General features: G+C 40.1%; 22 protein-coding genes. 6 read left to right on the top strand and 16 right to left on the bottom strand.

Annotation, left to right across the window (positions count from 1 at the left end; translation table 11 throughout):
* Positions 1 to 16 precede the first annotated feature (16 nt).
* Positions 17 to 916, bottom strand: coding sequence for an N-acetylmuramic acid 6-phosphate etherase (gene murQ, locus RWN13_RS03890; RefSeq protein WP_314060694.1), 900 nt, complete (start codon positions 914 to 916; stop codon positions 17 to 19).
* Complete coding sequence (locus RWN13_RS03885) at positions 910 to 1,041, bottom strand: hypothetical protein (protein ID WP_314060693.1); 132 nt, start codon at positions 1,039 to 1,041, stop codon at positions 910 to 912. Before RWN13_RS03885 ends, murQ begins: the two co-directional genes overlap by 7 nt.
* Positions 1,042 to 1,341: 300 nt before the next feature.
* Between RWN13_RS03885 and RWN13_RS03880 the strand changes: the two genes are divergently transcribed.
* Both RWN13_RS03880 and RWN13_RS03875 read left to right on the top strand, forming a co-directional pair.
* Entirely contained in the window at positions 1,342 to 1,647 is a 306-nt protein-coding gene (locus tag RWN13_RS03880; RefSeq protein WP_314060692.1) for a hypothetical protein, read from the top strand.
* A gap of 36 nt (positions 1,648 to 1,683) precedes the next feature.
* Entirely contained in the window at positions 1,684 to 2,979 is a 1,296-nt protein-coding gene (locus tag RWN13_RS03875) for a PTS sugar transporter subunit IIC (RefSeq protein WP_314060691.1), read from the top strand.
* A gap of 63 nt (positions 2,980 to 3,042) precedes the next feature.
* On the opposite strand, the gene RWN13_RS03870 is transcribed toward RWN13_RS03875, so the two are convergent.
* The 4 genes from RWN13_RS03870 to RWN13_RS03855 all read right to left on the bottom strand — a co-directional run bounded on the left by RWN13_RS03870 (position 3,043) and on the right by RWN13_RS03855 (position 6,991).
* Positions 3,043 to 4,392, bottom strand: a complete 1,350-nt coding sequence (locus RWN13_RS03870; RefSeq protein ID WP_314060690.1) for an FAD-dependent oxidoreductase — start codon at positions 4,390 to 4,392, stop codon at positions 3,043 to 3,045.
* A 104-nt stretch (positions 4,393 to 4,496) separates the two neighbouring features.
* The gene (locus RWN13_RS03865) at positions 4,497 to 5,144 is read right to left on the bottom strand and encodes an RpiB/LacA/LacB family sugar-phosphate isomerase (protein WP_314060688.1); all 648 of its coding nucleotides are present in this window, start codon (positions 5,142 to 5,144) and stop codon (positions 4,497 to 4,499) included.
* Between the two features lie 78 nt (positions 5,145 to 5,222).
* Positions 5,223 to 6,023 (bottom strand): hypothetical protein, encoded by an 801-nt coding sequence (locus RWN13_RS03860; protein WP_314061004.1) that lies wholly within the window; start codon positions 6,021 to 6,023, stop codon positions 5,223 to 5,225.
* Between the two features lie 119 nt (positions 6,024 to 6,142).
* On the bottom strand, positions 6,143 to 6,991 hold the full coding sequence (locus RWN13_RS03855; protein ID WP_314060686.1) for a helix-turn-helix domain-containing protein: 849 nt from the start codon (positions 6,989 to 6,991) through the stop codon (positions 6,143 to 6,145).
* A gap of 126 nt (positions 6,992 to 7,117) precedes the next feature.
* Between RWN13_RS03855 and RWN13_RS03850 the strand changes: the two genes are divergently transcribed.
* The gene (locus RWN13_RS03850) at positions 7,118 to 8,347 is read left to right on the top strand and encodes an MFS transporter (protein ID WP_314060684.1); all 1,230 of its coding nucleotides are present in this window, start codon (positions 7,118 to 7,120) and stop codon (positions 8,345 to 8,347) included.
* Here the strand turns inward: RWN13_RS03850 and RWN13_RS03845 are convergent.
* Positions 8,322 to 8,684 carry a winged helix-turn-helix transcriptional regulator gene (locus RWN13_RS03845; RefSeq protein ID WP_314060681.1) on the bottom strand — a complete coding sequence of 121 codons (363 nt, stop codon included), beginning with the start codon at positions 8,682 to 8,684 and terminating at the stop codon, positions 8,322 to 8,324. The genes RWN13_RS03850 and RWN13_RS03845 overlap by 26 nt on opposite strands.
* 152 nt (positions 8,685 to 8,836) lie before the next feature.
* On the opposite strand from RWN13_RS03845, the gene RWN13_RS03840 reads away from it, so the two are divergent.
* The 3 genes from RWN13_RS03840 to RWN13_RS03830 all read left to right on the top strand — a co-directional run bounded on the left by RWN13_RS03840 (position 8,837) and on the right by RWN13_RS03830 (position 11,558).
* Complete coding sequence (locus RWN13_RS03840) at positions 8,837 to 9,664, top strand: aldo/keto reductase (RefSeq protein WP_314060679.1); 828 nt, start codon at positions 8,837 to 8,839, stop codon at positions 9,662 to 9,664.
* Between the two features lie 68 nt (positions 9,665 to 9,732).
* Positions 9,733 to 10,527, top strand: a complete 795-nt coding sequence (locus RWN13_RS03835) for an SDR family oxidoreductase (RefSeq protein ID WP_314060677.1) — start codon at positions 9,733 to 9,735, stop codon at positions 10,525 to 10,527.
* Between the two features lie 143 nt (positions 10,528 to 10,670).
* A complete protein-coding gene (locus RWN13_RS03830; protein WP_314060676.1) occupies positions 10,671 to 11,558 on the top strand; it encodes an AraC family transcriptional regulator in 888 nt (295 codons plus the stop codon).
* A gap of 36 nt (positions 11,559 to 11,594) precedes the next feature.
* Here the strand turns inward: RWN13_RS03830 and RWN13_RS03825 are convergent, their stop codons facing one another.
* The 9 genes from RWN13_RS03825 to RWN13_RS03785 form a co-directional block, all read right to left on the bottom strand.
* Positions 11,595 to 12,227 carry a YfbR-like 5'-deoxynucleotidase gene (locus tag RWN13_RS03825; RefSeq protein WP_314060675.1) on the bottom strand — a complete coding sequence of 211 codons (633 nt, stop codon included), beginning with the start codon at positions 12,225 to 12,227 and terminating at the stop codon, positions 11,595 to 11,597.
* Positions 12,228 to 12,318: 91 nt separating this feature from the next.
* On the bottom strand, positions 12,319 to 13,239 hold the full coding sequence (locus RWN13_RS03820; protein ID WP_314060674.1) for a sigma factor regulator N-terminal domain-containing protein: 921 nt from the start codon (positions 13,237 to 13,239) through the stop codon (positions 12,319 to 12,321).
* Positions 13,224 to 13,712 carry an RNA polymerase sigma factor gene (locus tag RWN13_RS03815; protein ID WP_314060672.1) on the bottom strand — a complete coding sequence of 163 codons (489 nt, stop codon included), beginning with the start codon at positions 13,710 to 13,712 and terminating at the stop codon, positions 13,224 to 13,226. The genes RWN13_RS03820 and RWN13_RS03815 overlap by 16 nt, the downstream gene beginning before the upstream one ends.
* A 157-nt stretch (positions 13,713 to 13,869) precedes the next feature.
* Positions 13,870 to 14,250 (bottom strand): DUF956 family protein, encoded by a 381-nt coding sequence (locus tag RWN13_RS03810; RefSeq protein ID WP_314060670.1) that lies wholly within the window; start codon positions 14,248 to 14,250, stop codon positions 13,870 to 13,872.
* A 157-nt stretch (positions 14,251 to 14,407) separates the two neighbouring features.
* Positions 14,408 to 15,319 (bottom strand): PTS system mannose/fructose/sorbose family transporter subunit IID, encoded by a 912-nt coding sequence (locus RWN13_RS03805; RefSeq protein ID WP_314060668.1) that lies wholly within the window; start codon positions 15,317 to 15,319, stop codon positions 14,408 to 14,410.
* A 19-nt stretch (positions 15,320 to 15,338) separates the two neighbouring features.
* Positions 15,339 to 16,157 carry a PTS mannose/fructose/sorbose transporter subunit IIC gene (locus RWN13_RS03800; protein WP_314060667.1) on the bottom strand — a complete coding sequence of 273 codons (819 nt, stop codon included), beginning with the start codon at positions 16,155 to 16,157 and terminating at the stop codon, positions 15,339 to 15,341.
* Positions 16,158 to 16,187: 30 nt separating this feature from the next.
* Positions 16,188 to 17,174, bottom strand: coding sequence for a mannose/fructose/sorbose PTS transporter subunit IIA (locus RWN13_RS03795; RefSeq protein WP_314060666.1), 987 nt, complete (start codon positions 17,172 to 17,174; stop codon positions 16,188 to 16,190).
* Positions 17,175 to 17,313: 139 nt separating this feature from the next.
* Entirely contained in the window at positions 17,314 to 17,808 is a 495-nt protein-coding gene (locus RWN13_RS03790; protein ID WP_314060665.1) for a mannose/fructose/sorbose PTS transporter subunit IIB, read from the bottom strand.
* A gap of 165 nt (positions 17,809 to 17,973) precedes the next feature.
* A complete protein-coding gene (locus tag RWN13_RS03785; protein ID WP_314060663.1) occupies positions 17,974 to 20,787 on the bottom strand; it encodes a sigma 54-interacting transcriptional regulator in 2,814 nt (937 codons plus the stop codon).
* Positions 20,788 to 21,287 lie beyond the last annotated feature (500 nt).

Below are 21,287 nucleotides of genomic sequence, written 5' to 3'. Positions count from 1 at the left end.
CCTCTATTGTCTGCTTTTAATTATCTTGAGACTCAATCGCCTTACGAATAAAGCCATCATTGTCTGCCAGTAAGTCAATGGCAACTTCTTTAGATGCCCCAGTTAATAGTCTAACAATTGCCAATTTAACCAACTGATCTGAATCTTCAAAATAGTGAGTCGCTTCTTCTTTACTGACTCCTGTTGCATCCATAATAATACCTTTCGCTCGCTCAACTAGCTTTTCATTGGTTGGTTTGACATCAACCATCAAATTGCCAAAGACTTTTCCCAATTGAACCATACTAATGGTTGAAATCATGTTTAACACTAACTTTTGAATGGTCCCCGACTTCAACCGTGTTGAGCCAGTTAATACTTCGGGTCCAGCTGAAATCTCTACTGGATATTGAGCGTATTGGCTGATTTCGGCGCCTTCATTACAGGATAAAGCCCCTGTTGTAGCCCCAATTTCTGCTGCGTATTTTAGCCCACCAATTACGTAAGGCGTTCGACCGCTAGCACTGATGCCGATTACAAAGTCTTTATCCGTTAACTGGCGCTCCTTAAAATCGTCAACTGCCAGAGTTAATGAATCTTCTGCCCCTTCAACAGCCACTGTCATAGCAGACTCGCCACCAGCAATAATCCCTTGAACCATCTCCGGCTCAATGCTAAAAGTTGGAATGCACTCTGCCGCATCAAGAATACCTAATCTACCACTAGTTCCTGCTCCAAAATAGAATAAACGCCCACCTTGTTTAAGACTCACTACAACATTTTCTATTAATGCTTCAATTGATTCAGTTTTCTGGCTAATAGCTTCTATTACTTTTTGATCTTCTTGATTCATTTTTTCAATTGTACTCTTAACTGACAAGCGATCAAGATTTTGAGTACTTTCATTTCTTTTTTCTGTGGTTAAATTTTCTAACATCCTCTGACATCCTTCTTTAAAGTTTGTTTTTTAGCAACCGTTGATACCTGATAATAGACTCTCTTCATGTAGCAATCTAGTTCACTGGTATCACCATCCAAAGCAAAAGAACCGTTTCCAATCATTCATTGGCCTTTTACTTCGCCTTGAGTAAATCTTACCATTACAGGAATAATATTTCAATTTTAAATCGTAATTAACGTAATAATAATCCGTTTAAGAAATTAAATTCTATTTTTATTAATAATATGTTGAAATATTATTACATAAAATGTATACTACAGGTATGCATCCACAGAACGTCCTTTGAACATGTATCCGCTTCAGCTCATGACTGAGATGTGATGTTCATATTTTTGATTGCAATCATTTATTCGTCGGATGTAATAAGAATAGATAAAAAATTGAGGGGGTGAACAACAATAATGGACATTCAAGGAAAACAAACTGGAATCCCACGCTTTTCTTTTAAAAGCGCGTTGGTCCTTTTATTAGCAAGTATTTTAGGTGGTATCCTAATTCCTTATCTCTTTTACTTGTTACATTGGGATACACGAATTGCCGTCATGCTATTTTTACCACTTTTTATTTCATTAGCCATTGCCTATGGTCAGTGTTTCATCGAATCAAAAGACGGCATTTGTAAGCGGTTTTGGATTACAACCATTTGTGCTTTCGTTATTTTGGAAACTCTCTCATATTTTTGGTTATTCAAAGGATTTATTTTTTAATAACAGCAAACGCTGTCTAAACTAAGGAGTGAAAACATGTTTGATAAGTTTACAAGGTTTATTGAAGAAAAGTTAGCTGGCCCAATGGCTCAATTAGCTAACCAAAGACATTTACGTGCGATTCGCGATGGTATTATTGCGACATTGCCACTGATTATTATTGGGTCTTTTTTCCTAATAATTGCTTTCCCACCATTACCAGAAGCATGGGGAATTAGTATTTTCCTAAAAGAAAATGCAGCAACAATCTTATTGCCATACAGAATGACTATGTATATCATGTCTCTGTACGCTACTTTCGGCATTGGCGCCAGTCTTGCTAAAACCTATAAACTAGACGCTGTTTCTGGTGGTATTTTAGCAACAATTGCCTTCCTATTAACATTTGTTCCAGTTAATATTCCTGCTGAAGCTGCAGACGCTGCTGGTGCTGTTGGATTTGTTTTACCGATGGCTAACTTAGGCGGCGGTGGTATGTTTGTTGGTATCATCACAGCGATTATCGCCGTTGAAATTTACCGTTTAACTGATAAGTCTAGATTTAAAATCACGATGCCTGATCAAGTACCACCAGCCGTTGCTCGTTCTTTTGAAGCTTTAACACCTACTTTAATCGTCATTCTTGGAATGGCTACGATCACTTATTTTATCGGATTTGATTGGCATACCGCTATATCTAAAGTTGTTAGCCCGCTTGTAAGTGCTGCTGACTCGTTACCAAGTGTTCTATTGCTTGTTTTCATGATTACCTTCTTCTGGGTATTTGGGATTCACGGAGTCTCAATCATCGGCTCGTTAGCGCGTCCAATTTGGCTACAATTATTAGATGGTAATACAGTTGCACATGCTGCTGGTGAGTCTTTGCCACATATTGCAGCTGAGCCTTTCTTCCAATGGTTTATCTGGATTGGTGGTTCTGGTTGTACAATTGGTTTAGCTATTTTGTTAGCTTTTACAGCCAAATCACAATACGGTTCAAAATTAGGGAAAGCAATTATCATGCCGTCTATCTTTAACATTAACGAACCTGTTATCTTCGGTGTTCCTGTTGTGTTAAATCCTGTCATCATGATTCCTTTTATCGTGACACCAATGATTTGTGCCACAATCGCTTGGTTTGCCACGACTGCTGGCTTAGTAAATGCCGTGGTTGTGACTGCTCCATGGACCTTGCCTGGACCAGTCGGTGCCTTCATGGCAACTGGTGGTGACTGGCGAGCTGCCGTTCTAAGTGTTGTCTTAATTATCGTATCAGTTATTTGTTACTACCCATTCGTTAAAATTTACGATAAAAATGAGCTTGCTAAAGAGCATGCTAATGCAGCTGAATAAATTTTAGCTACCTAAAGAAGTCTTAACTCAGTCAATCGAGTTAAGACTTCTTTTATTTACTACTTATTTCTCTTGTTCAATGGCTTTTAATCCCGCCAAATTTAACAAATTCCATGGCGTGTCAAACTCTGGTTGGAAGAACATATCGGCATAAGCCAATTGATCAATCGTGTACTTTGTTTGAATCGCAATTGAAATCGCGTTAATATTCGCTGTTAAATCCTGTTTAGACATGATTTGAGCTCCTAAAATAACACGAGTCTCTGGATCATAAACTAGTTTAAACATAACCCGTTCCTTCATATAAGCCGGGACAAAATCCATCAATGTCTCTTGATCTAAATAAACGGATCGAATGTTTATGTTTAATCTAGCGGCCATTTGATCATTCAGGCCTGTTGACGCAAATTTATAGTCGAAAACTCGTAAAGCTGACGAACCTTGAACACCAGGAAATGGATAGTTGGCAGCTAACAAATTCTTAGCTGCAAATCGTCCTTGGCGACGAGCATTGGTTGCCAGTGAAATATTAACGGCTGTATCCCCTGGGTTATATTGAATCAATGTGGCATCCCCTACCGCAAAAACATCTTCTTCACTTGTTCGCATATACTCATCGGTTTTAATCATGCCATTTGGCAATAATTCCAACGCATCTTTCAACCACGCTGTGTTGGGACGGACACCAGCAGACATCACCACTAAATCAGCTGGATACTCACCTTTATCTGTAATAACAGTCCGCACTCGCTCATCGCCTGTAAAACTCACAACCGATTCCCCCATGGCTAAGGTAATCCCATTATCTGTCATTTCCTTTTCAAGAACATCGGTAAATGGTTTATCCAAATAAACACCTAAGGGACGCTCGATAATATCCACTAAGGTAACTTTTTTGCCGGCTTTGGCAAATGATTCTGCTGCCTCAATGCCAATATACCCCACACCAATAACCACCACATTTTCAATCTCTGGATCAACTGATTTCATTTTTAAATCAATGGTATCCTGACGACCCCGCATGGTTTCAATATTGGCTAATTCTTTGCCTGGAACTGGTAGAATAAATGGATTAGCTCCCGGACTTAAAATAAGTTTGTCATATGTCTCGACACGTTCCTGACCTGTCACGTGATCCAAGACAACCACCTGATGTTTGTCAGCTTCCAGTTTGGTAATTTCCTGATTAACGTAAACGCGAACCCCGCGTTTTTCCATCTCTTCTGCTGTCATATAACGAATTGAATTAACGTCTTTGACAACTCCTTCGAGATACAGTTGCGTTCCTCAACCCATAAATGAGATGAAGTCGCCTTTTTCATACCACTGAATGTCTGCACCTGGGTGGGACAACAATAATTCTTCGACAGCTTCGTAGCCGCCATGTGATGATCCTAATACGATTACTTTCATAACATATCCCTCCTATATTATAATTGTTACAATCTAATTATAAACTATTTTTGTATAAAAAAGGAATGATATGCTTACAAGATAGTAACAGTGATTCAAAGGTCTTAAGGATTGTCATTTTCTTTCATCATTCTTTCTAACAACTTAGTCAACTCCGAATTTTTCCCTTCATTCAACACATACTCATAAAAAAACTTACGATGAAGAACAGGTAAGACCAGAGACTTATCCAGCTGAGGCAGTAGTTCAATTAGAGGTATTTGCGATTGCCTTTTTAATTCTTTCAAATAAGCGGTATCAGCTTGTTTTCTAACTGCTTCCGCTTGTGGATATCCGGTTCCAAAAGGTTCTTCGAATAATTTTTCTAGCGTATACCGCAGGTTAAGTTCTCCCGCCCACCCATCTATCGAGCCAAGAGGTAATGAAATAGCATTGCCATCATTAATCCGCCCAAATAAGTAGGCATCAGTCGGATTGGCAAGATACCCGCACATCACATCTGGCATGGCATTACAAGCTAACATCATTCCCGTACCGGAACTGCACCCGGTTACTACAAAGTCAACTGCTTGAGAACTTAGCAACAAACCTGTCGCAATCGCCATTTGAATATAACTAAAATTCCCTTGCTCTTCTGGATAGATGCCGAAATTGACTATTTCCATAGAGGTTCCTTTTAGTGCGTGTAATTCTTTTTCAATTAGCTGATTTTGATGCTTTCGTGAACTGCCGTTAATCATTCCAATTTTCATAAGTCACCTCCTTTTTCCATTATACCCCCTTCTCATGTCAAAAACACCTACTGGCAATGGTAGGTGTTTTAATTGATGTTAGTTAACAACTGTGTAGGAATCGATGCTCTTACCAGTAGCATCCAGCAGCTCCAACCAGCTATTGGTGCCACCAAAATACAAGAACAAGCCAACTTCGTTTACACTTTTCAGAATGATGTCTTCAGTCGTTGTAAAATTCTTGATTTTATCTTGATGATCAGAACGAATTTTTTCTCCCATCTTAGCGGAAAATCCCACGGAACCATCTTTATTTAACTCCGCTTCAGGTTTCATTTTCGCACCTGCTTTTAAAAGCATCTCATTGCGTTTTTGCCACATAACAGTTGCCTTGCTTTCACGGGAGTCAACATAAAATTCAATTTGACTGACTTCTTTATTCCAGCGATGCTGGGCCTTCGCTGGTTTTTTCTTGGCTGGTTTGGCGTCCACTTTTGGCATTAACGAATAATCAAATGTGTCAAGAATTGTGGTAATTAACTCAACATAGGGTTTAACTGTTTTTACTGCATTAGCCGGTACTTTAACCGCTTGACGGCCCTCCTTTAACTTGATGCCATTTGCGGTGGCTTCCTCAACAAGTAATTGTTCAACATAGTCTAGTTCAATATCCCAAGTTGGTAAAATCGTCACCACTCGGTCAAAGTCCAACCCCGAGTCCAAATTCCCTTCAGCTATACGGCCTATTTCAATCAGTTCTTTTTCCTTTAGCAATAAATAGACGACAGGTTTTTCCAAAGTAACGACATTCTCTTTTAGCAATTCAATGGTTCCTTGGTTATCCATCAATTGAATAACCGTCTTATTTGGCTTAATAGTTACCTCTAATTTAATCTCCATCATAGTCTCCTCTTGTTTAATCCTTTTAGTTAACTTCGTATAAACATGATTGATCAACTATCACTGTCTATTTTCAAGTTAATAATAGCATAGTTTCATGGTTTGGCTTAACAAAAAGCTTAGCTTAAGCTAGGCTGAAAGGTGTCTTTGACTTGCCTTAAATAAGCCACTGTTTCATGATAGCCCAACAGTTCCAAGGTTGCCAGATACGTTTCCAATTGCTCCGTGGCACCTCCTTCTAGTATCAGCAAATAGTTGGCACAGATGATTTGATTGTAGACATGATTGAATGACGTTGAAAAAGCCTTGGCTCTTTGAAAGTAACTGAGACTTTCCGAATAGCGCTTTTCTTCAAAACAACGAGTCCCAAGGTTGATCATCAGGTTGGATTGCAGATTGGTTTGAACATTAAACTGCTGGTATTTCTCAAAACTTTTCAAGGCCCGATTTCCTAAAAAACAAGCATCATCCAATTCAAAAATAGCCAGCGAATTGTTTAAAAAGCGCAAATCCTTTAGATACCAGTCTTCCTTATCTTCAAAATAAGGTAAGATTGACCCTTTAATCGCCTCTTCTGGTAGTTCATCGACATGGCCTAAATGCAGAAAGGACAACTGAGCAAACCAATAAAGCGTCTGATACTCAGGATTTGCGGTTTCCTGAAAGGATTGTTTCGCCTCCTTGCTGATTTCTTTTAATCCCTCAAGGTCGTATTGATTGTCGTACTCCACTAATTTCCGTTGCAACACGTCTAACGGCTTTGCCTGATAATCATTGGCAATGTACAAAACCTCTTCCAAACTTAGTCCCAACTTAGCAATCAGCCCGAACACTTTATCATAACTAGGGTAATATTGACCACTCTCAAATCGCGATAAATTAGAACGACTCATTACCCCCTTTGCCAAATCCTGTTGAGACAGTCGCTGTGACCTTCTGATTTTCTTAATCGTTTCACCAAATTCCATTATTACCTCCTTGGATTGTGAGGATACAGCACACCTTTTCTCTCTTCAGATTACGCCATGTTACATTTTATAGCAAGTACCAGTTTTTCCATGACGGGTAATCACACGAAAAGGAGCATTACAATCATGAGTCAATTAACCAAACAACTTAATGTACCGACTCGAATCATTCTATTCGGAACATTCTTTACCCGCACAGCCTTTTTTATGAGTACCCCTTTCTTAAGTATTTACTTAACTACCGTTCTTCATCTTCCCATTACTGAGACAGGGATCATCATTAGTGCCTTTCCCCTGATTATCGTCCTATTAAGTGGTCTAGTTGGCCGCTTGGTAGATAACTTCTCTTTGCGATTAGTTCTGAGTGTCGTTGCCTTTTTTTGGGGTCTCACGTTTATTCTATTTTATTTCGCCACAACCTTTTGGCAGTTTCTCTTATTGAACTGCCTTAATGGCTGCTGTTATGCCTTTTTCGAGCCCGCTGCGAAAAAAGTCCTATCCCTGGAAACAACCTCTGACCAACGCCTAATGACTTACAATATTCGGTATGCCGCCATTAACCTTGGTGGATTTTTCGGTCCCTTACTCAGTCAGTTCTTTCATATCCAGAAAAGTTTAGTTGCCTATTTACCTTTAGGGTGTTGCTACATTCTTTACAGCCTCGTCCTGCTGTATACATTGAGCAAACAGGCCACTCCCCTGAAAGACAAACCGACCAGAAATATCCATCAAGGGCAATGGATTTTCTCTGATCGGGCGTTTATATTCCTATTAATTGGTGTGGCCTTTTCTTATTTCGGCTATGCTCAATTTAATTCGACACTAGCCCAGTATTTGACTCTCTCACCCCATTTTTCTAATGGTTCACAAATTTATGCCTATATTCTCTCACTAAATTCAGCCTGCATTCTTCTCTTGCAATTTATTTTACTGAGAGTGACCCAAACGTTGTCTGCTACTTCCGTCTTACTCATCAGCAATCTCTTTTTAGCAAGTAGTGTCGTTCTCTGCGGATTAGCAGCCACGCTTTGGGGCTTTGTTTTTATAGCCTTAATTTACAGTCTGGGAGAACTTTTACTTGGCTCTCGCTTCGATACTCTTGTAGATGACATGGCAAATGAAGACCTTAAAGGGGTTTACTTTGGCTTTGCTGAATGGATCAAAACAGGCAGCGTCTTAGGTCCAATTATTGGCGCTCAACTACTCCAAACCACAGGAGCTGACAGAGGCACCTTACTTTTCCCGATACTTGGCAGCATCACCTTTCTTGGGTCATTTTTTATTATTCTGTCAAAAAAAAAGCCGAGACAAGCTCGACTTAACTCTAACGCTACAAATCCTGATGCATCAAAATAATCGGCTCATTAAATTCCACTTGCCGTTTGTGAATATGCTCTTCTCCCCAAGTGCACAGTAACTCTAAGACTGGTTCTAAGGAGCGTCCGTATTGGCTTAAAGAATACTCAACTTTCGGCGGTATTTGCTCGTAAACAACTCGGTCAATCACGCCTGAGTGCTCCAATTCACGCAATTGTTGGGTTAACATCTTCTGAGTAATGGCCGGCATCAATTTTTTTAATTCGGAAGGACGGCGAGTGCCATGTTTCAAGTGACATAAAATAATCGGCTTCCATTTTCCTCCAATTACTTCAATCGTTGCTTCCACTCCGATGCCATAAACGACAGGTTCCATCTTTATCAATTCCTTTCACAGGTACTTTTTAGTACCTATATCACAAAAAAGTACCTACTTCACATTTTAACCTATAGGGTCTATACTAACGACATATCACCGAAATGTAAATAGATTTAATTGGAAGTAGACATACTATTGGAGGAATTGAAATGAACACAGTCACATTGAACAACGGCATCGAGATGCCCACATTAGGTTTAGGTGTTTTCCGGGTGGAAGACTATCAAGAATTGGTTGCTGCCATTAAAACAGCTATTATTGAGGGGTATCGCAGTATTGATACAGCAAGCATTTATGGTAACGAAGAAGCCGTTGGCGAAGGCATCCGGCAAGGCATCGCCGCTGCTGGCATTACCCGTAAAGAGCTATTTATTACCTCAAAAATTTGGAATGAGGATATGCGCAAGGGGAATGTCTCTGAAGCTTATCAAGAAAGTTTAAGAAAAATCGGTGTCGATTATTTAGACTTATATTTGATTCATTGGCCAGTGGCAGATTACTATTTACCAACTTGGCTGGAAATGGAAAAACTCTATAACGAAAAACAAGTTCGCAGTATTGGTGTCAGCAACTTTCACAGCCATCATCTGAAAGAACTAGCTAGGCACAGCACTGTTACGCCAGTTATTAATCAAGTGGAATACCACCCTCTACTAACGCAAGGTGAGCTTAAAACCTACCTTGAAACCCATCACATTCAAATGGAGGCTTGGTCGCCTTTGATGAATGGCGATATCTTAAACGATCAGTTGATTGTGTCTCTCAGCCAGCGTTATCAAAAATCACCTGCCCAAATTGTATTACGTTGGGATTTACAGAATCAAGTGATTACCATTCCTAAATCAACCAACCACGGACGATTAATCGAAAATATTTCCGTTTTTGATTTTGAGTTAACGCCAAGTGAAATGGATGCAATCAACGGATTAAATCAAGAACGACGAATCGGTCCTGACCCAGATAACTTTGATTTTTAAAGTCTCGTATTCTGAAAAATTAAATAAGGAACCTTGTATGACCTTCTAACAATGAAAGGAAGATCTTGATGAACATGAATCTAACAGGGTTAACAGCCTTGATAACCGGCTCCACAAAAGGGATTGGCAAAGCGATTGCCTACGAACTTGCTAGCGAAGGGGTCAATGTGATTATTAACGGCCGTGAGTCACCTGTCGTTGATGCGATTGTGGCAGACATCAATAAGAGCTTTCCCACGACCACCCCCCAATCAGCGCCTTATGATTTAAGTCAACCAGAAGAGCGCAACAATTTAATTCAGCAATTTCCAAAGGTAGACCTACTGATCAACAGTCTTGGTATTTTTAAACCTACCGACTATTACGAGATTACCGATCAGGACTGGCTCCATTTTTTTACTGTTAATGTGATGATTAGCAACACTCTGGCCAAGGCTTATTTACCTAAAATGTTAACGGACAACTTCGGTCGCATCGTCTTTATTGCTAGTGAAGAGGCGTTGATGCCTTCCGGCGAAATGGCTCACTATAGCATGACGAAAACCATGCAGCTCTCTTTAGCCAAAACCTTGGCTACTCAAACAAAAAACAGTCGAGTCACGGTCAATACCGTCTTACCTGGCCCTACCTTGACAGCCGGAGTCACTTCGATGTTAGAGGAGTTCTACGGTGACCGACAACTGTCCTTTGAAGAGCAAGAGCGCCTATTTATGAAAGAACATCGTTCAGCGTCTCTGATTCAACGCTTTATTCCCCCAGAAGAATTAGGCAGATTGGTGACCTTTGTCTGTAGCCCTTTAGCTAGCAGTTTCAGTGGTTCCGTAATTCGAGCCGATGGCGGCATGGTCCCGACTATTTTTTAATTCTGATACGTTTAATCAAACGACGGGACTTTTTTTAATAGCCGTAATACCTGATTCAGCACTAAGGGACAAAATTCGGCAAAGGAAGACAGGCTTGTGATACACTTATTCGATATAATCAAAAAGGAAAGGAAGGGAAAAAAATGAATTGGTTTGAATTATTGCAACAAGCGATTGATTATATGGAAGCTCATTTATTGGAGGACATAAATTATGAAGATGTGGCACAAAGTGTCCAGATGTCCAGCTATAACTTTCATCGGACGTTTAGCTTAATGGCGGGCATGACTGCTAATGTCTACCTGCGAAACAGGCGACTTTCATTAGCGGGACAAGAACTCCAAGCTACAGACCACAAGATTATTGACCTCTGTTATAAATACGGCTATGAAACACCTGAGAGCTTTACCAAAGCGTTCACTCGCTTCCACGGTGTCTCGCCAAACGCAGCCAAACTTCGTGGCACTCAACTCTCTTTATTCAACCCCCTCCTTATCAAACTGTCACTGGAAGGTGGTAAAGCAATGGATTATCGAATAGAACAAACACAGAAACAACAATTTCTAGCCTGTATTAGACCTTTTAGAAATGATACCCTTAACGACGAGGACAATCAAGAAATCCCCAACTTTTGGCATGAATGCCAGTCTACTAAGGCTCTTGACCCCTTACTGGCTATTCGTCCATCAGGAAAAAAAGACCTGTTTGGACTTTGCAGCCCGAGTGTAGCAACGGAGACAACCTTTGACTATGGCATTGGTGTCTTGATTGACGATGAGACCCTTCCCTATCACGATGCTCAATTATTGGCAGATGGATTTCGGGTTTGGGATGTCGAACCCGCTACCTACGTTGTCTTAAATTGCTACGGCGACGATGGGGACTCGATTGGTGAGATGTGGAGCAAATTCTTAAAAGAATTCTCCCCTCAAACAGGTTATGTGCAAACTGATCAAACTGACTATGAACTGTATCTTGAACGTAGCCAGCCAGGCTTGTTCTGTGAATTATGGATTCCCGTCACCAAATAAGAAAAAGGCCACGATTGCAATCGTGGCCTTTTTCCTTTATTCTGCTAAAACCTGATCAATAGCTTCCATAAACGCCGTTTTCCCATAAAAATCAACCTTCAATAACTCAGGAAAAATTTCCTTAAAAAAGTAATTAACGGAGGGGCGATGAGCATATCCTTTAATCGTTTGAACAGATTCCACGAACATCTCTTTGTATACAGGTTCCGGGTTATTTTTAACAATCTCTTCAAATGATTCATACAGTAAATCAACTTTATCAGCGACCGCTAGAATTTCGCCTTCAAGGCTATCATCTTTGCCCTCAAACAAACGACGACGGTATATCTCTTGAAACTCTGGCGGAATTTCTTGGTTGATAAACTCATCGGTCATTTTTTCTTCCACAGTCTGCAACATCCCCCGTAACTCACGGCTGGCATATTTCACTGGAGTTTTAATATCCCCGATAAAGCGCTCCGTGTAATCGTGGTTTAAGGCTTTTTCATACAGCATTTTCCAGTCAACCTCAATCCCGTTAACTTCTTCAATGTCACCTAATACCTGTGCGATAGAGGCCACTCGATAGGAATGAGCTGCCACCGTGTGTTCCGTATATTTGAAAAAGCCCGGTGCTCGATTGATTTTTTCTAAATTCGTTAGCCCTAAAATAAATTCATTTAAGCCCATTAACATCCCCCCTTAATTTTTTTCCATCATACCACTAATTAAGAAAGAGTCAAAGTCTTAACTCATTATTCTGAGAGCTATTTACCCTTTTTTAACGATTTGTCCCATTATCTGGATTGATATAAGGCACAATCTCGGCCGTTACACCGATTGAAGAGCCTCGAATAAACTCAAGCTCGCTTAATTTAGCCAACTCACTGGTTTTTCCTGTAACAATAACACCTAAGATAGCTGCCTCATCCCCTTTTTTTCCATTTTCACTTTCTAAAAATGGGGCAAACTGGGAGGGTTCACTTTGATCATAGGCTTCTAAATCTTCAATAAATTGCTGGAAATTCTCATCAATATCCCCTTCACTGCTAAACCCAAATATTAGCCCACCACTTCGCCCCTTTGATTCATCTAATAGTTCCGAAAACATATATAACCATTTAACTTGAATCGTATCAGGTAATGTCTTAGATAGCTCTTGCCATGTATAAGGCTGATCAAATGAAAGAGCCACTTCTGCCACATGGTTTTCCAACTGGCCAATGGTGGCAAGATCATGAGTCACCCCACCGGAATAATCTTTGATACGGGGATGATAAAAGGACGCAACCTTTTGTTTCGTTTGTTTGTCATACTCGTAAATAGCTTCCTCTGAATGCTGCTGGCCTGGGATCATTTCATTGTGGTCGACACTTCCCCCGATGACAGAATAAGTGCTAGTCAAGGTACTCCAAGGTACCAGATAACCCGCTACTTCTTTTGAACGATTGGTCACCACCTCACCGCCCATGACTGAATGGTTGCGAATGACCTGGGAATCAATTTGAATATTTGGTTCTGCAATGCGATTGTGTAAATATAAAGAGTCATTTAATAGACCACAGTTGGCCGTGGCTAATTTATCACTACCGATAACCATTGCTGGCACCATGACCAAAACCATTAAGCCACTGATTAAGATGATTTTGACTACTTGTTTTCTTTTCGCTTTCTTTAAAGATTTCCCTAACGATTCTTCCATCTAGACTTCCCACTTTCTTTTTTTATCGAGGCACGAGCGCGAGCCAGTTTTTGTTTAACACTGGTCGGTTTTATCAACAATAGTTTGGCTATTTCCTCGTAAGTAAACTCATAATAATATTTCAATAGCAGCAATTCCCCATACTCTTCTTTCACATCCGCTAATACAGCCAAAATTTCTTCCTTCAATAAAAGAGACTCTAGCCCACCTGAGGTCACTGGGCTGTCTTGATTTGGCTCAAAGTTAAGGGGCTTTAGTTTTCGCTGCAAATCAATATAGTCGTTTAAGGATACTCGATAAAACCATGGCCGAATCGACTCTTCCGTCAAACTATCCATGGATAAAAGTAATTTATAAAAGGTATTTTGAACACAGTCTTGAGCATCATGTAAACTAGCCCCTTTCGACATTAAAAAACGGCACACCTCTCCTCCTAATTCAACAACATATGACTCTAATCCATCTTTAGCCATCCTCCACCCTCCTAACAAGACAACGTTTGACACTAGCAAAATGTATACAGTAATCGTTAATAAACGTTCAACTCTTTACAATAACTTGTTTTAATGGTTAGTGCAATACCAAAAAACACCTGAAGCGCTCTGTCTCAGGTGTCTACTTTAGTGGTTATTAGTTGGTTTTTTTCTTACCCATGGATTTGAAGGCTCGCTTCATCACATCACCAAATCCTAGGGACTGAACCATGTGACTTGGATCGACGTACACTCTAATCGCTCGCAAGACTTTTTTTGGCTCTTTTGACGAAAAGGTATAGGTGCCATTTTTTTTCGTTTCGATGGCATAACGAGGAATCCACTTCCCTTTGAAGAGCACAGAGGCCATCACTAAATTAACTTCTTCCCAGGGAATTTGGATAAATTTACGAGTATCCCGGCCATGGTAAAACTCAAACCCTTTATCGCCAATCATAATTTTGCCATAATCTGTTAGTCCAGTAAACGCCGTCGCATCAATAACCAAATCTACCTGTGTATTAAGTGATTGAACCATTTCATCTGCTCCATTTCTGTTGTAAGATCTTCTTCATTATACGTGTTTTCTTCAAATTTCGCCATTCAAAACATGCCAAAGCCGCCATTATGCCTAAGTTATCTAAAAAAAGAAAAAGGCCGGAACCTAAGCTCGCGACCTTTTATCGATTTATTTTTTACAATAGACCAACAACATGACCAAGTACACCTACTACAAAGAGGCCAAGAATGATAACGATTGGACTAACTTTTTTCTTAAGTAACCACATACAGAAGAAAGTTAAACACAATGCTGCTAAACCAGGAATTAACTGATCCAAGTTATCTTGCAAGGTTGTGACCTTAATGTTAGAAAGAGCTTTACCAGACGCAACTTCTTGAAAAGCCTGCTGAATACCAGCGCCGCCTTCTTTCAGTTTGCCCCATTCAACATAGGCCCCTTCATCCAGCTTGACTTCAGACACGATTGGCTGGAATTTAATCGATACCCACCGCTGCACTAGAGCAGCTAAGACAAACATCCCTAAAATAGAGGCGCCTTTTGTTACGTCTTGCAATAACCCACCGGAAAGGTCATCCGTAATTTTAGAACCGGCCTTATAACCAAATTCTTGTGTGTACCACATAAATGCCCAACGAATTAAGTTCCAAGCAACAAAGAAAATAATTGGGCCTAAGATATTGCCACCCATAGCTAATGAAGCACCTAAGGCACCTAACATTGGACGAACAGTAAACCAGAATACTGGATCACCAACACCAGCTAAAGGACCCATCATCCCAACTTTTACCCCTTGAATCGCTACATCATCAACTGGTGCGCCATTGGCACGCTCTTCTTCAAGCGCTAATGTTACGCCCAAGATTGGTGAGGCAATATATGGGTGAGTATTAAAGAATTCCAAATGACGTTTTAGTGCAGCTGCACGATCGTCTGGACTTTTGTATAATTTTTTAATTGCGGGAATCATTGAGAACGCCCAACCACCATTTTGCATACGTTCATAGTTCCAAGAGCCTTGGATAAACGTTGAACGCCATGCAACGGCTAAACGATCTTTTTTAGTTAATTCAATTCTTTCTGCCATTTTCTCTTCTCCTCCTAGATTAATAATCGTTCAAAATGTCGCCTAGTGGGTCGCCTGAGTTTCCTCCGCCACCACCATTTGAAGAACCACCCATTTTAGATAGGTTCAAATAAATGAAAGCTAACGCAACGCCTAAAGCACCAAGAGCGATTAATGTTAATTGAGAAATCGCTGCTACTACAAACCCAATTGCGAAGAATGGCCAAACTTCTTTTGTTGCCATCATGTTGATAACAAGGGCATAACCAACGGCTACAACCATGCCTCCACCAATTGCCATACCAGTTGTTAACCATTCTGGCATAGATTCTAGAAATGATTGAACTGTCTCTGCTGGAATAAATAAAAGTGCTGCTGCTGGAACTGCAATCCGAATCCCTTGCATACAAACCGCACCGATATGTAATAATTCAATTCGTCTCATGTCGCCTTTTTCAGCTGCCGCATCCATCATGTGAACAATTGGCACTGCCAATGTACGAACAACCATTGTTAAGAATAACCCTGCAACTGCAAGCGGAATCGCAACTGCAATTGATGATGCAACTGCATCTTTAACGGAAATACTTTCAGCACCTAGTGCTTTTACTAAAATAATAGCTGATGCAACGGATGCTAATGCTGCATCTGGTGCTACGGCTGCGCCAATGTTCGCCCAACCAAGTGCGATCATTTGGAGCGTCCCACCAAGAATAACGCCTGCTGTTAAATTACCTGTTACTAACCCAATTAATGTACATGCCACTAACGGTTGATGGAACTGGAATTCATCTAAAATTCCTTCCATACCTGCTAGAAAGGCCACGAATATTACTAAAACCATTGATATAATAGACATGATAAACCTCCAATTTAATTAATATTTTCTCTATGCATTAGCCAATTCTGACTTCGCTTTTTTGAGAATATCGTCCATATTTGCGCCTGAATCATTTGGTACTTTACGTACATCAAACTTAATGCCTTTGGCTTTCATCGCTTCAAAAGCTGCCACATCGTCTTGCCCCATTGACAATACTTTACTTACTACCACTTTGCCAACTGAATGAGCCATCGAACCAACATTGACTTCTTTAATATCAACGCCCGCTTCAATTACTTTCAATACATCTTGTGGGTTTTCAAATAATAACAACGCTTTAGTTCCACCAAAACGTGGATCTTTCGCAATTTCAATCATTTTACTAATTGGAATAACGTTTGCTTTAACCCCTGGCGGCGTTGCTTGTTCAATCAATTTTTTACGTAAATCATCTTTTGATACAGCATCTGACACCACGATAATACGCGTTGGTAATACTGATTTTGTCCAAGCGGTTGCCACTTGGCCATGTAACAAACGAGAATCCACACGAGCTAAGACAATCTTCAACTTGCCATCGCCAACAACCGTTCCTGGTGCTAATGATCCTGTTGGATGTGCTTCTTCAGCAGGTGCTGTTTTTTCTTCTGGCTCTAATTCTTCAGGTTTGATCTTAACCCCTTCTCTAGCCGTACTTGAAATATGTGTGGCAATCTCATGAGCTGTCGTCATTGAAAAACGTGATGAGTAAGCTTCGATAACCATTGGTAAATTCATACCTGCCACAATTGCCCAACTGTCTTTATGTTCTTCAAACAAACTGCTCGCTTGATTGAAAGGTGTACCGCCCCACAGATCGACTAAGAATAATACTTCGTCTTGATTGTCAAAAGAGGCAATCGCTTCTTTCATTTTAGCTTTGACATCATCTGGGCCTTCGCTAGGCATTAAAGTAATAGCTTTAACATTTTCTTGTTCTCCAAAGATCATTGCACCAGATTGCAAAATGCCTTCGGCAAATTCGCCATGACTTGCTAGGATAATTCCTACCATCTCTCTACCTCCTAAAATAATTTATACAAATTGTCTGTAAATAGATTGGGCTATTTAACCTGTCTCTATTCTAAAAACCACATTCGCCATCCCTAACACCACCACATCCCTTCGCGTTCAACTCTATATCTAAAAACCACTAAAGCTTGGCTTTTTTTAACATGTCCATTAAACTTTGTTTACTGTCGCTGATCACCTTACGGATTTCCAACTCAATCCCCAAGCTGTCCAAATAACGAAATGCCTTAATATCTGCTTCATCAACAGCAATCGTATTCGAAATCATCTTTTTCCCAACTGTATAGCCCATGGCGCCAATATTAACCGAAGGAATCCGAATACCAGCTTTGACGATTTTAGCTACTTCTACAGGATTGGTAAACAATAAAATCACTCGCACCTCATTAAACAGTCGATTGGAATAAATTTCAATCATTTTGGAAACCGGAATAACATTGACTTTAATCCCCGGAGGCGCCGCTTGTTGAAGTAAGGTTTTTCGCAGGTTATCTTTAGTTACCGCATCGCTGACCACAATAATTCGTTGAATGTCCAAGCGCTTTGCCCAAACAGTGGCAACTTGTCCATGAATCAAGCGATCATCAATTCTCACCAAACGAATATCAATCCCCAAAGGAATCCCTACTCTCTTTTTGTTATATTTCGTTCTACTCCATTATATATGCAATTATCGTGCCAACTTTAGTGTATCCTTTCAAAGCGCTGTTTAATCAACGTTCATCCCTCTTAACATCAAAAAAACAATACACTAATTAGTGTATTGTTCCTAATTAATACACTATTGCTTCTGTTCTTCTAGTGTATTATTAATAATTTGTAAGAGATAGTACATCTCCTCATCTGGAATCGTTAGAAACAAATCGGTTTCAAGGGTTTCACTACATTTTTTTAATAACGCAAAACGCTCCGATTGATAGGCGACTTTTTCTTCCTCTGCTACCGATAAACAGGCCTGGGTCAAAATCCGCTCGACCATTCCGCCTAAATGCATAATTAGATTGATTGTAAACGCTTGGTTAACTCCACCAATAAAGCTTTCTCTTAATTGAGTGGTGAATTCCCAAAAAGAAGGCATGACTTTTTCAGGGTTAATAAACGTATACGTTGTCCGTAAATAATCTTGACAGACCTGCCAGGTTTGATCATCGTCTAAGACAACCGGCTCAAAAGACGCCATCTCAGCATCCATCAGCAGTTCCTGTAAGATAACTTTTGCTTCACCAGAAAATAACAGTTCCATGGGGATATAGCGGACGCCGATTTTAGGATCCACAATCCCCGTTACTGCAATAAGCTGATAGTTTTTTTGCAACTGGGCCAACACCGTTGTCATGTCCACAATTGAAATAGGTAATACTTCTAAGCTCTCTTCTCCAACTTCAGCCAAGTAGGTCTCGATAATTTCCTTCATTCGTTTGGCCGTCCCTTGTCCTGACGCACAAATCGCTACGATCGCCTGCTTTAGGCCTGGTTGTAAGGAGGAGTCAACATCATCGTGGTCTTCTTCCAATCCATTGCCATAGCCACGAAAGTTCTTTAAAGAATGAAACAGTTGATCCAAATCAGTGTCCAATAATTCTGTTTTTCGAGCAACTTCCAATACTAACGCCGTTGTGACCATGTCAATTGTTCGAACATGGACACCAGTCCGCCGATGTATTTCTTCACTAAAGGTACCTAATGACCCCATATCGACTAATAAAATAACACCACTACCATTATCAACTTGCTCAACTGCATTGATAATCCCTTCCAAAGCAATCCGTGGTTTCATTTCCACAGGCATGTCTACTGCCATCAAATTATGACTACCAAACAATTGCTTCACAACTTGAACCATACTCGTAGCTGTACTATTTCCATGAGCGGCTACTACAATCCCGATACGACCGGCATCCTTTTCTTTTTTTAAGGACACCAGTAAGACCGTCAAGTATTCAACTTCCTCAAGAGGAATCTCAATTCGGTAATCAGCTGAGATCAACTCTTTTATATCCAAGGCAACCTCATATTCCGCTGGGTACTCTTTGACCATCTTGCGAATACTGTCATTACTGCTGATTTCTCCTTGTTGTTTAAGCTGATGCCTTTTTAAAAATGAACTGATATGCAAACTCATGGCATAAATAAAGTTGACTTGAAAACTGTCACTTAATTTTAGCTTAGCTACTTCATATATTGTTTTTGTTAAATCAATGACCTTTTGATCAACGATTTCAGCTAACTTATTCTCAATGTCAAAAGTTAGCCCATGATTTTTATAAAATGATTTCAAATGGACGTTTATATCCGCCATAATAAACTGATTGATCGACTCTTGATCAATGCCATCATCTTTTAATAGAGCGGCTTTTTCGTCAATAATTTCGTATAAATTAAAGGGGAGCTCATAGGAGTCCACTAAACGTGGCAGTAACTTCTGATCTGGGTAAACCTCCATCACAGGTTCTAGTCCTTGGGAAAGCTCCGCTAACATTTGGCGGTCATTGGCCAGCTGGCTTAAACCAGTCTTAATTTCTTCTGTCAAATCATCCAGCGAAATTAATATCTCATCCTGATCCATATGACTTAAGAAGCTTCTCGCACAAATCAATTGAATATTAGACTTCAATTGTCCCACATTTCCGTAGGTCACACTGCCAATCAAGGCTTTTACCACATCTTCCGTCAAAGAAATTTTTCGTTGAATTCGTTCTGCTTCGATTCCAACCATTAACTTAACCAAATCGATTTTTTCTTTTGTTTGGCGTTGATTAAAGCTAGGTAAATGGATACTGATAGGAATCCGTCTCACAAAAGTGCTAAGTAGATAAGAAGAAGCATCTTCTGAAGTAGCACAGATAATCCTCACATCTGCTTGACCTTCTTTTGCTGTTTCACCTAATCGACTGTACTTGCCATGATCCATAAAATAAAAAATCATCTCTTGGCCTTCTGGCGGTAACCGATGAATCTCATCTAAAAAGAGCATGCCTCCGTCAGCTTTGGCTATCAAGCCCTCTTTTTCCTTTGTGGCACCAGTAAACGCGCCCGCCATGTAGCCGAAAAGATGGCTCATTAACAATTCTGAATTGTGAGCGTAATCCGCACAATTAAAAACGACCAACTCCTGTGACCCTCTAATCAGCCCTTTATCTTTTGCAAACTCAAACATCAAATGAGCGAAATGAGTTTTACCTGAACCTGTTGCTCCGGTGATTAGACAATTTAAGCCTTTTGGTGGATATAAGATGGCGGCCTTTGCTTGCTCAATTGGCACTTTCATGCTGCCATGGCTACCAATGACCTTTTGAAAAATATCTGTTTTATCATTTAATTGATTAATAGAAGAATTAGATGCGCTTTTTCTCTCCTGGCCAGTACGATTAGATACCAACCCACTTTCAATGTAGCGAACAGGTCTTCCATCAAGTTTAGCTAGCAGGCCATCTTTGACAAGTTCATTTAAATCTTTACTGGCATTCGTGCGCTGCACGCCAAAAGCTTCAGCCACCTCTTGAGTGGTCACTCCAGCACCAGAAGCAACCGCTTCTGAACTCAACTTCTTCGACTCTTTACTAACAAATAAATAGATTTTCTCTATTCGTTTCATCCCTACCCCACCTTCATTTTTGTCTTCCTCTGCCGAAGAACACAATTAACACCTCTCCTTTAATGCCAGTCCTGCCTCTCGCAAATAACTATAGACCTTTCTAGTTACCAGCCACGCATTCTACACTACCATACCTTACCTGATACACTTAATATTACCCTTATCCTACCATACCTTTAATTTTTTTTAAAACATTTCGATAGGCTCTTGACTGAATTAACAATAATCCCTTTTTTTGTTAACAGAGACACCTCCTTTCAGTTACTCATTCAACCATTAGAGACCGTAATCCCTCAGATGACAAATCATCCTCATCCTTTCGCTGGTAACGGTAGCGACATAACATAACCTGCGCAGGTCTTATCTAAATCTGAGGATGATGTAAAAAAGTAAGATTGACACTTTTTAGGGAAGATTAACCCTTTTTGAATAAGATTAACCACTTTTTAGTGGTCATTAGGCCTTTTATTGCAAGGATTCCCTCAAAAAGAGGTAAATCT

The organism is uncultured Vagococcus sp. (assembly GCF_963518325.1).
Taxonomy (GTDB): domain Bacteria; phylum Bacillota; class Bacilli; order Lactobacillales; family Vagococcaceae; genus Vagococcus_D.
The sequence above is the reverse complement of the archived record's forward strand: the minus strand, read 5'-3'. Positions and strand labels throughout refer to the sequence as shown.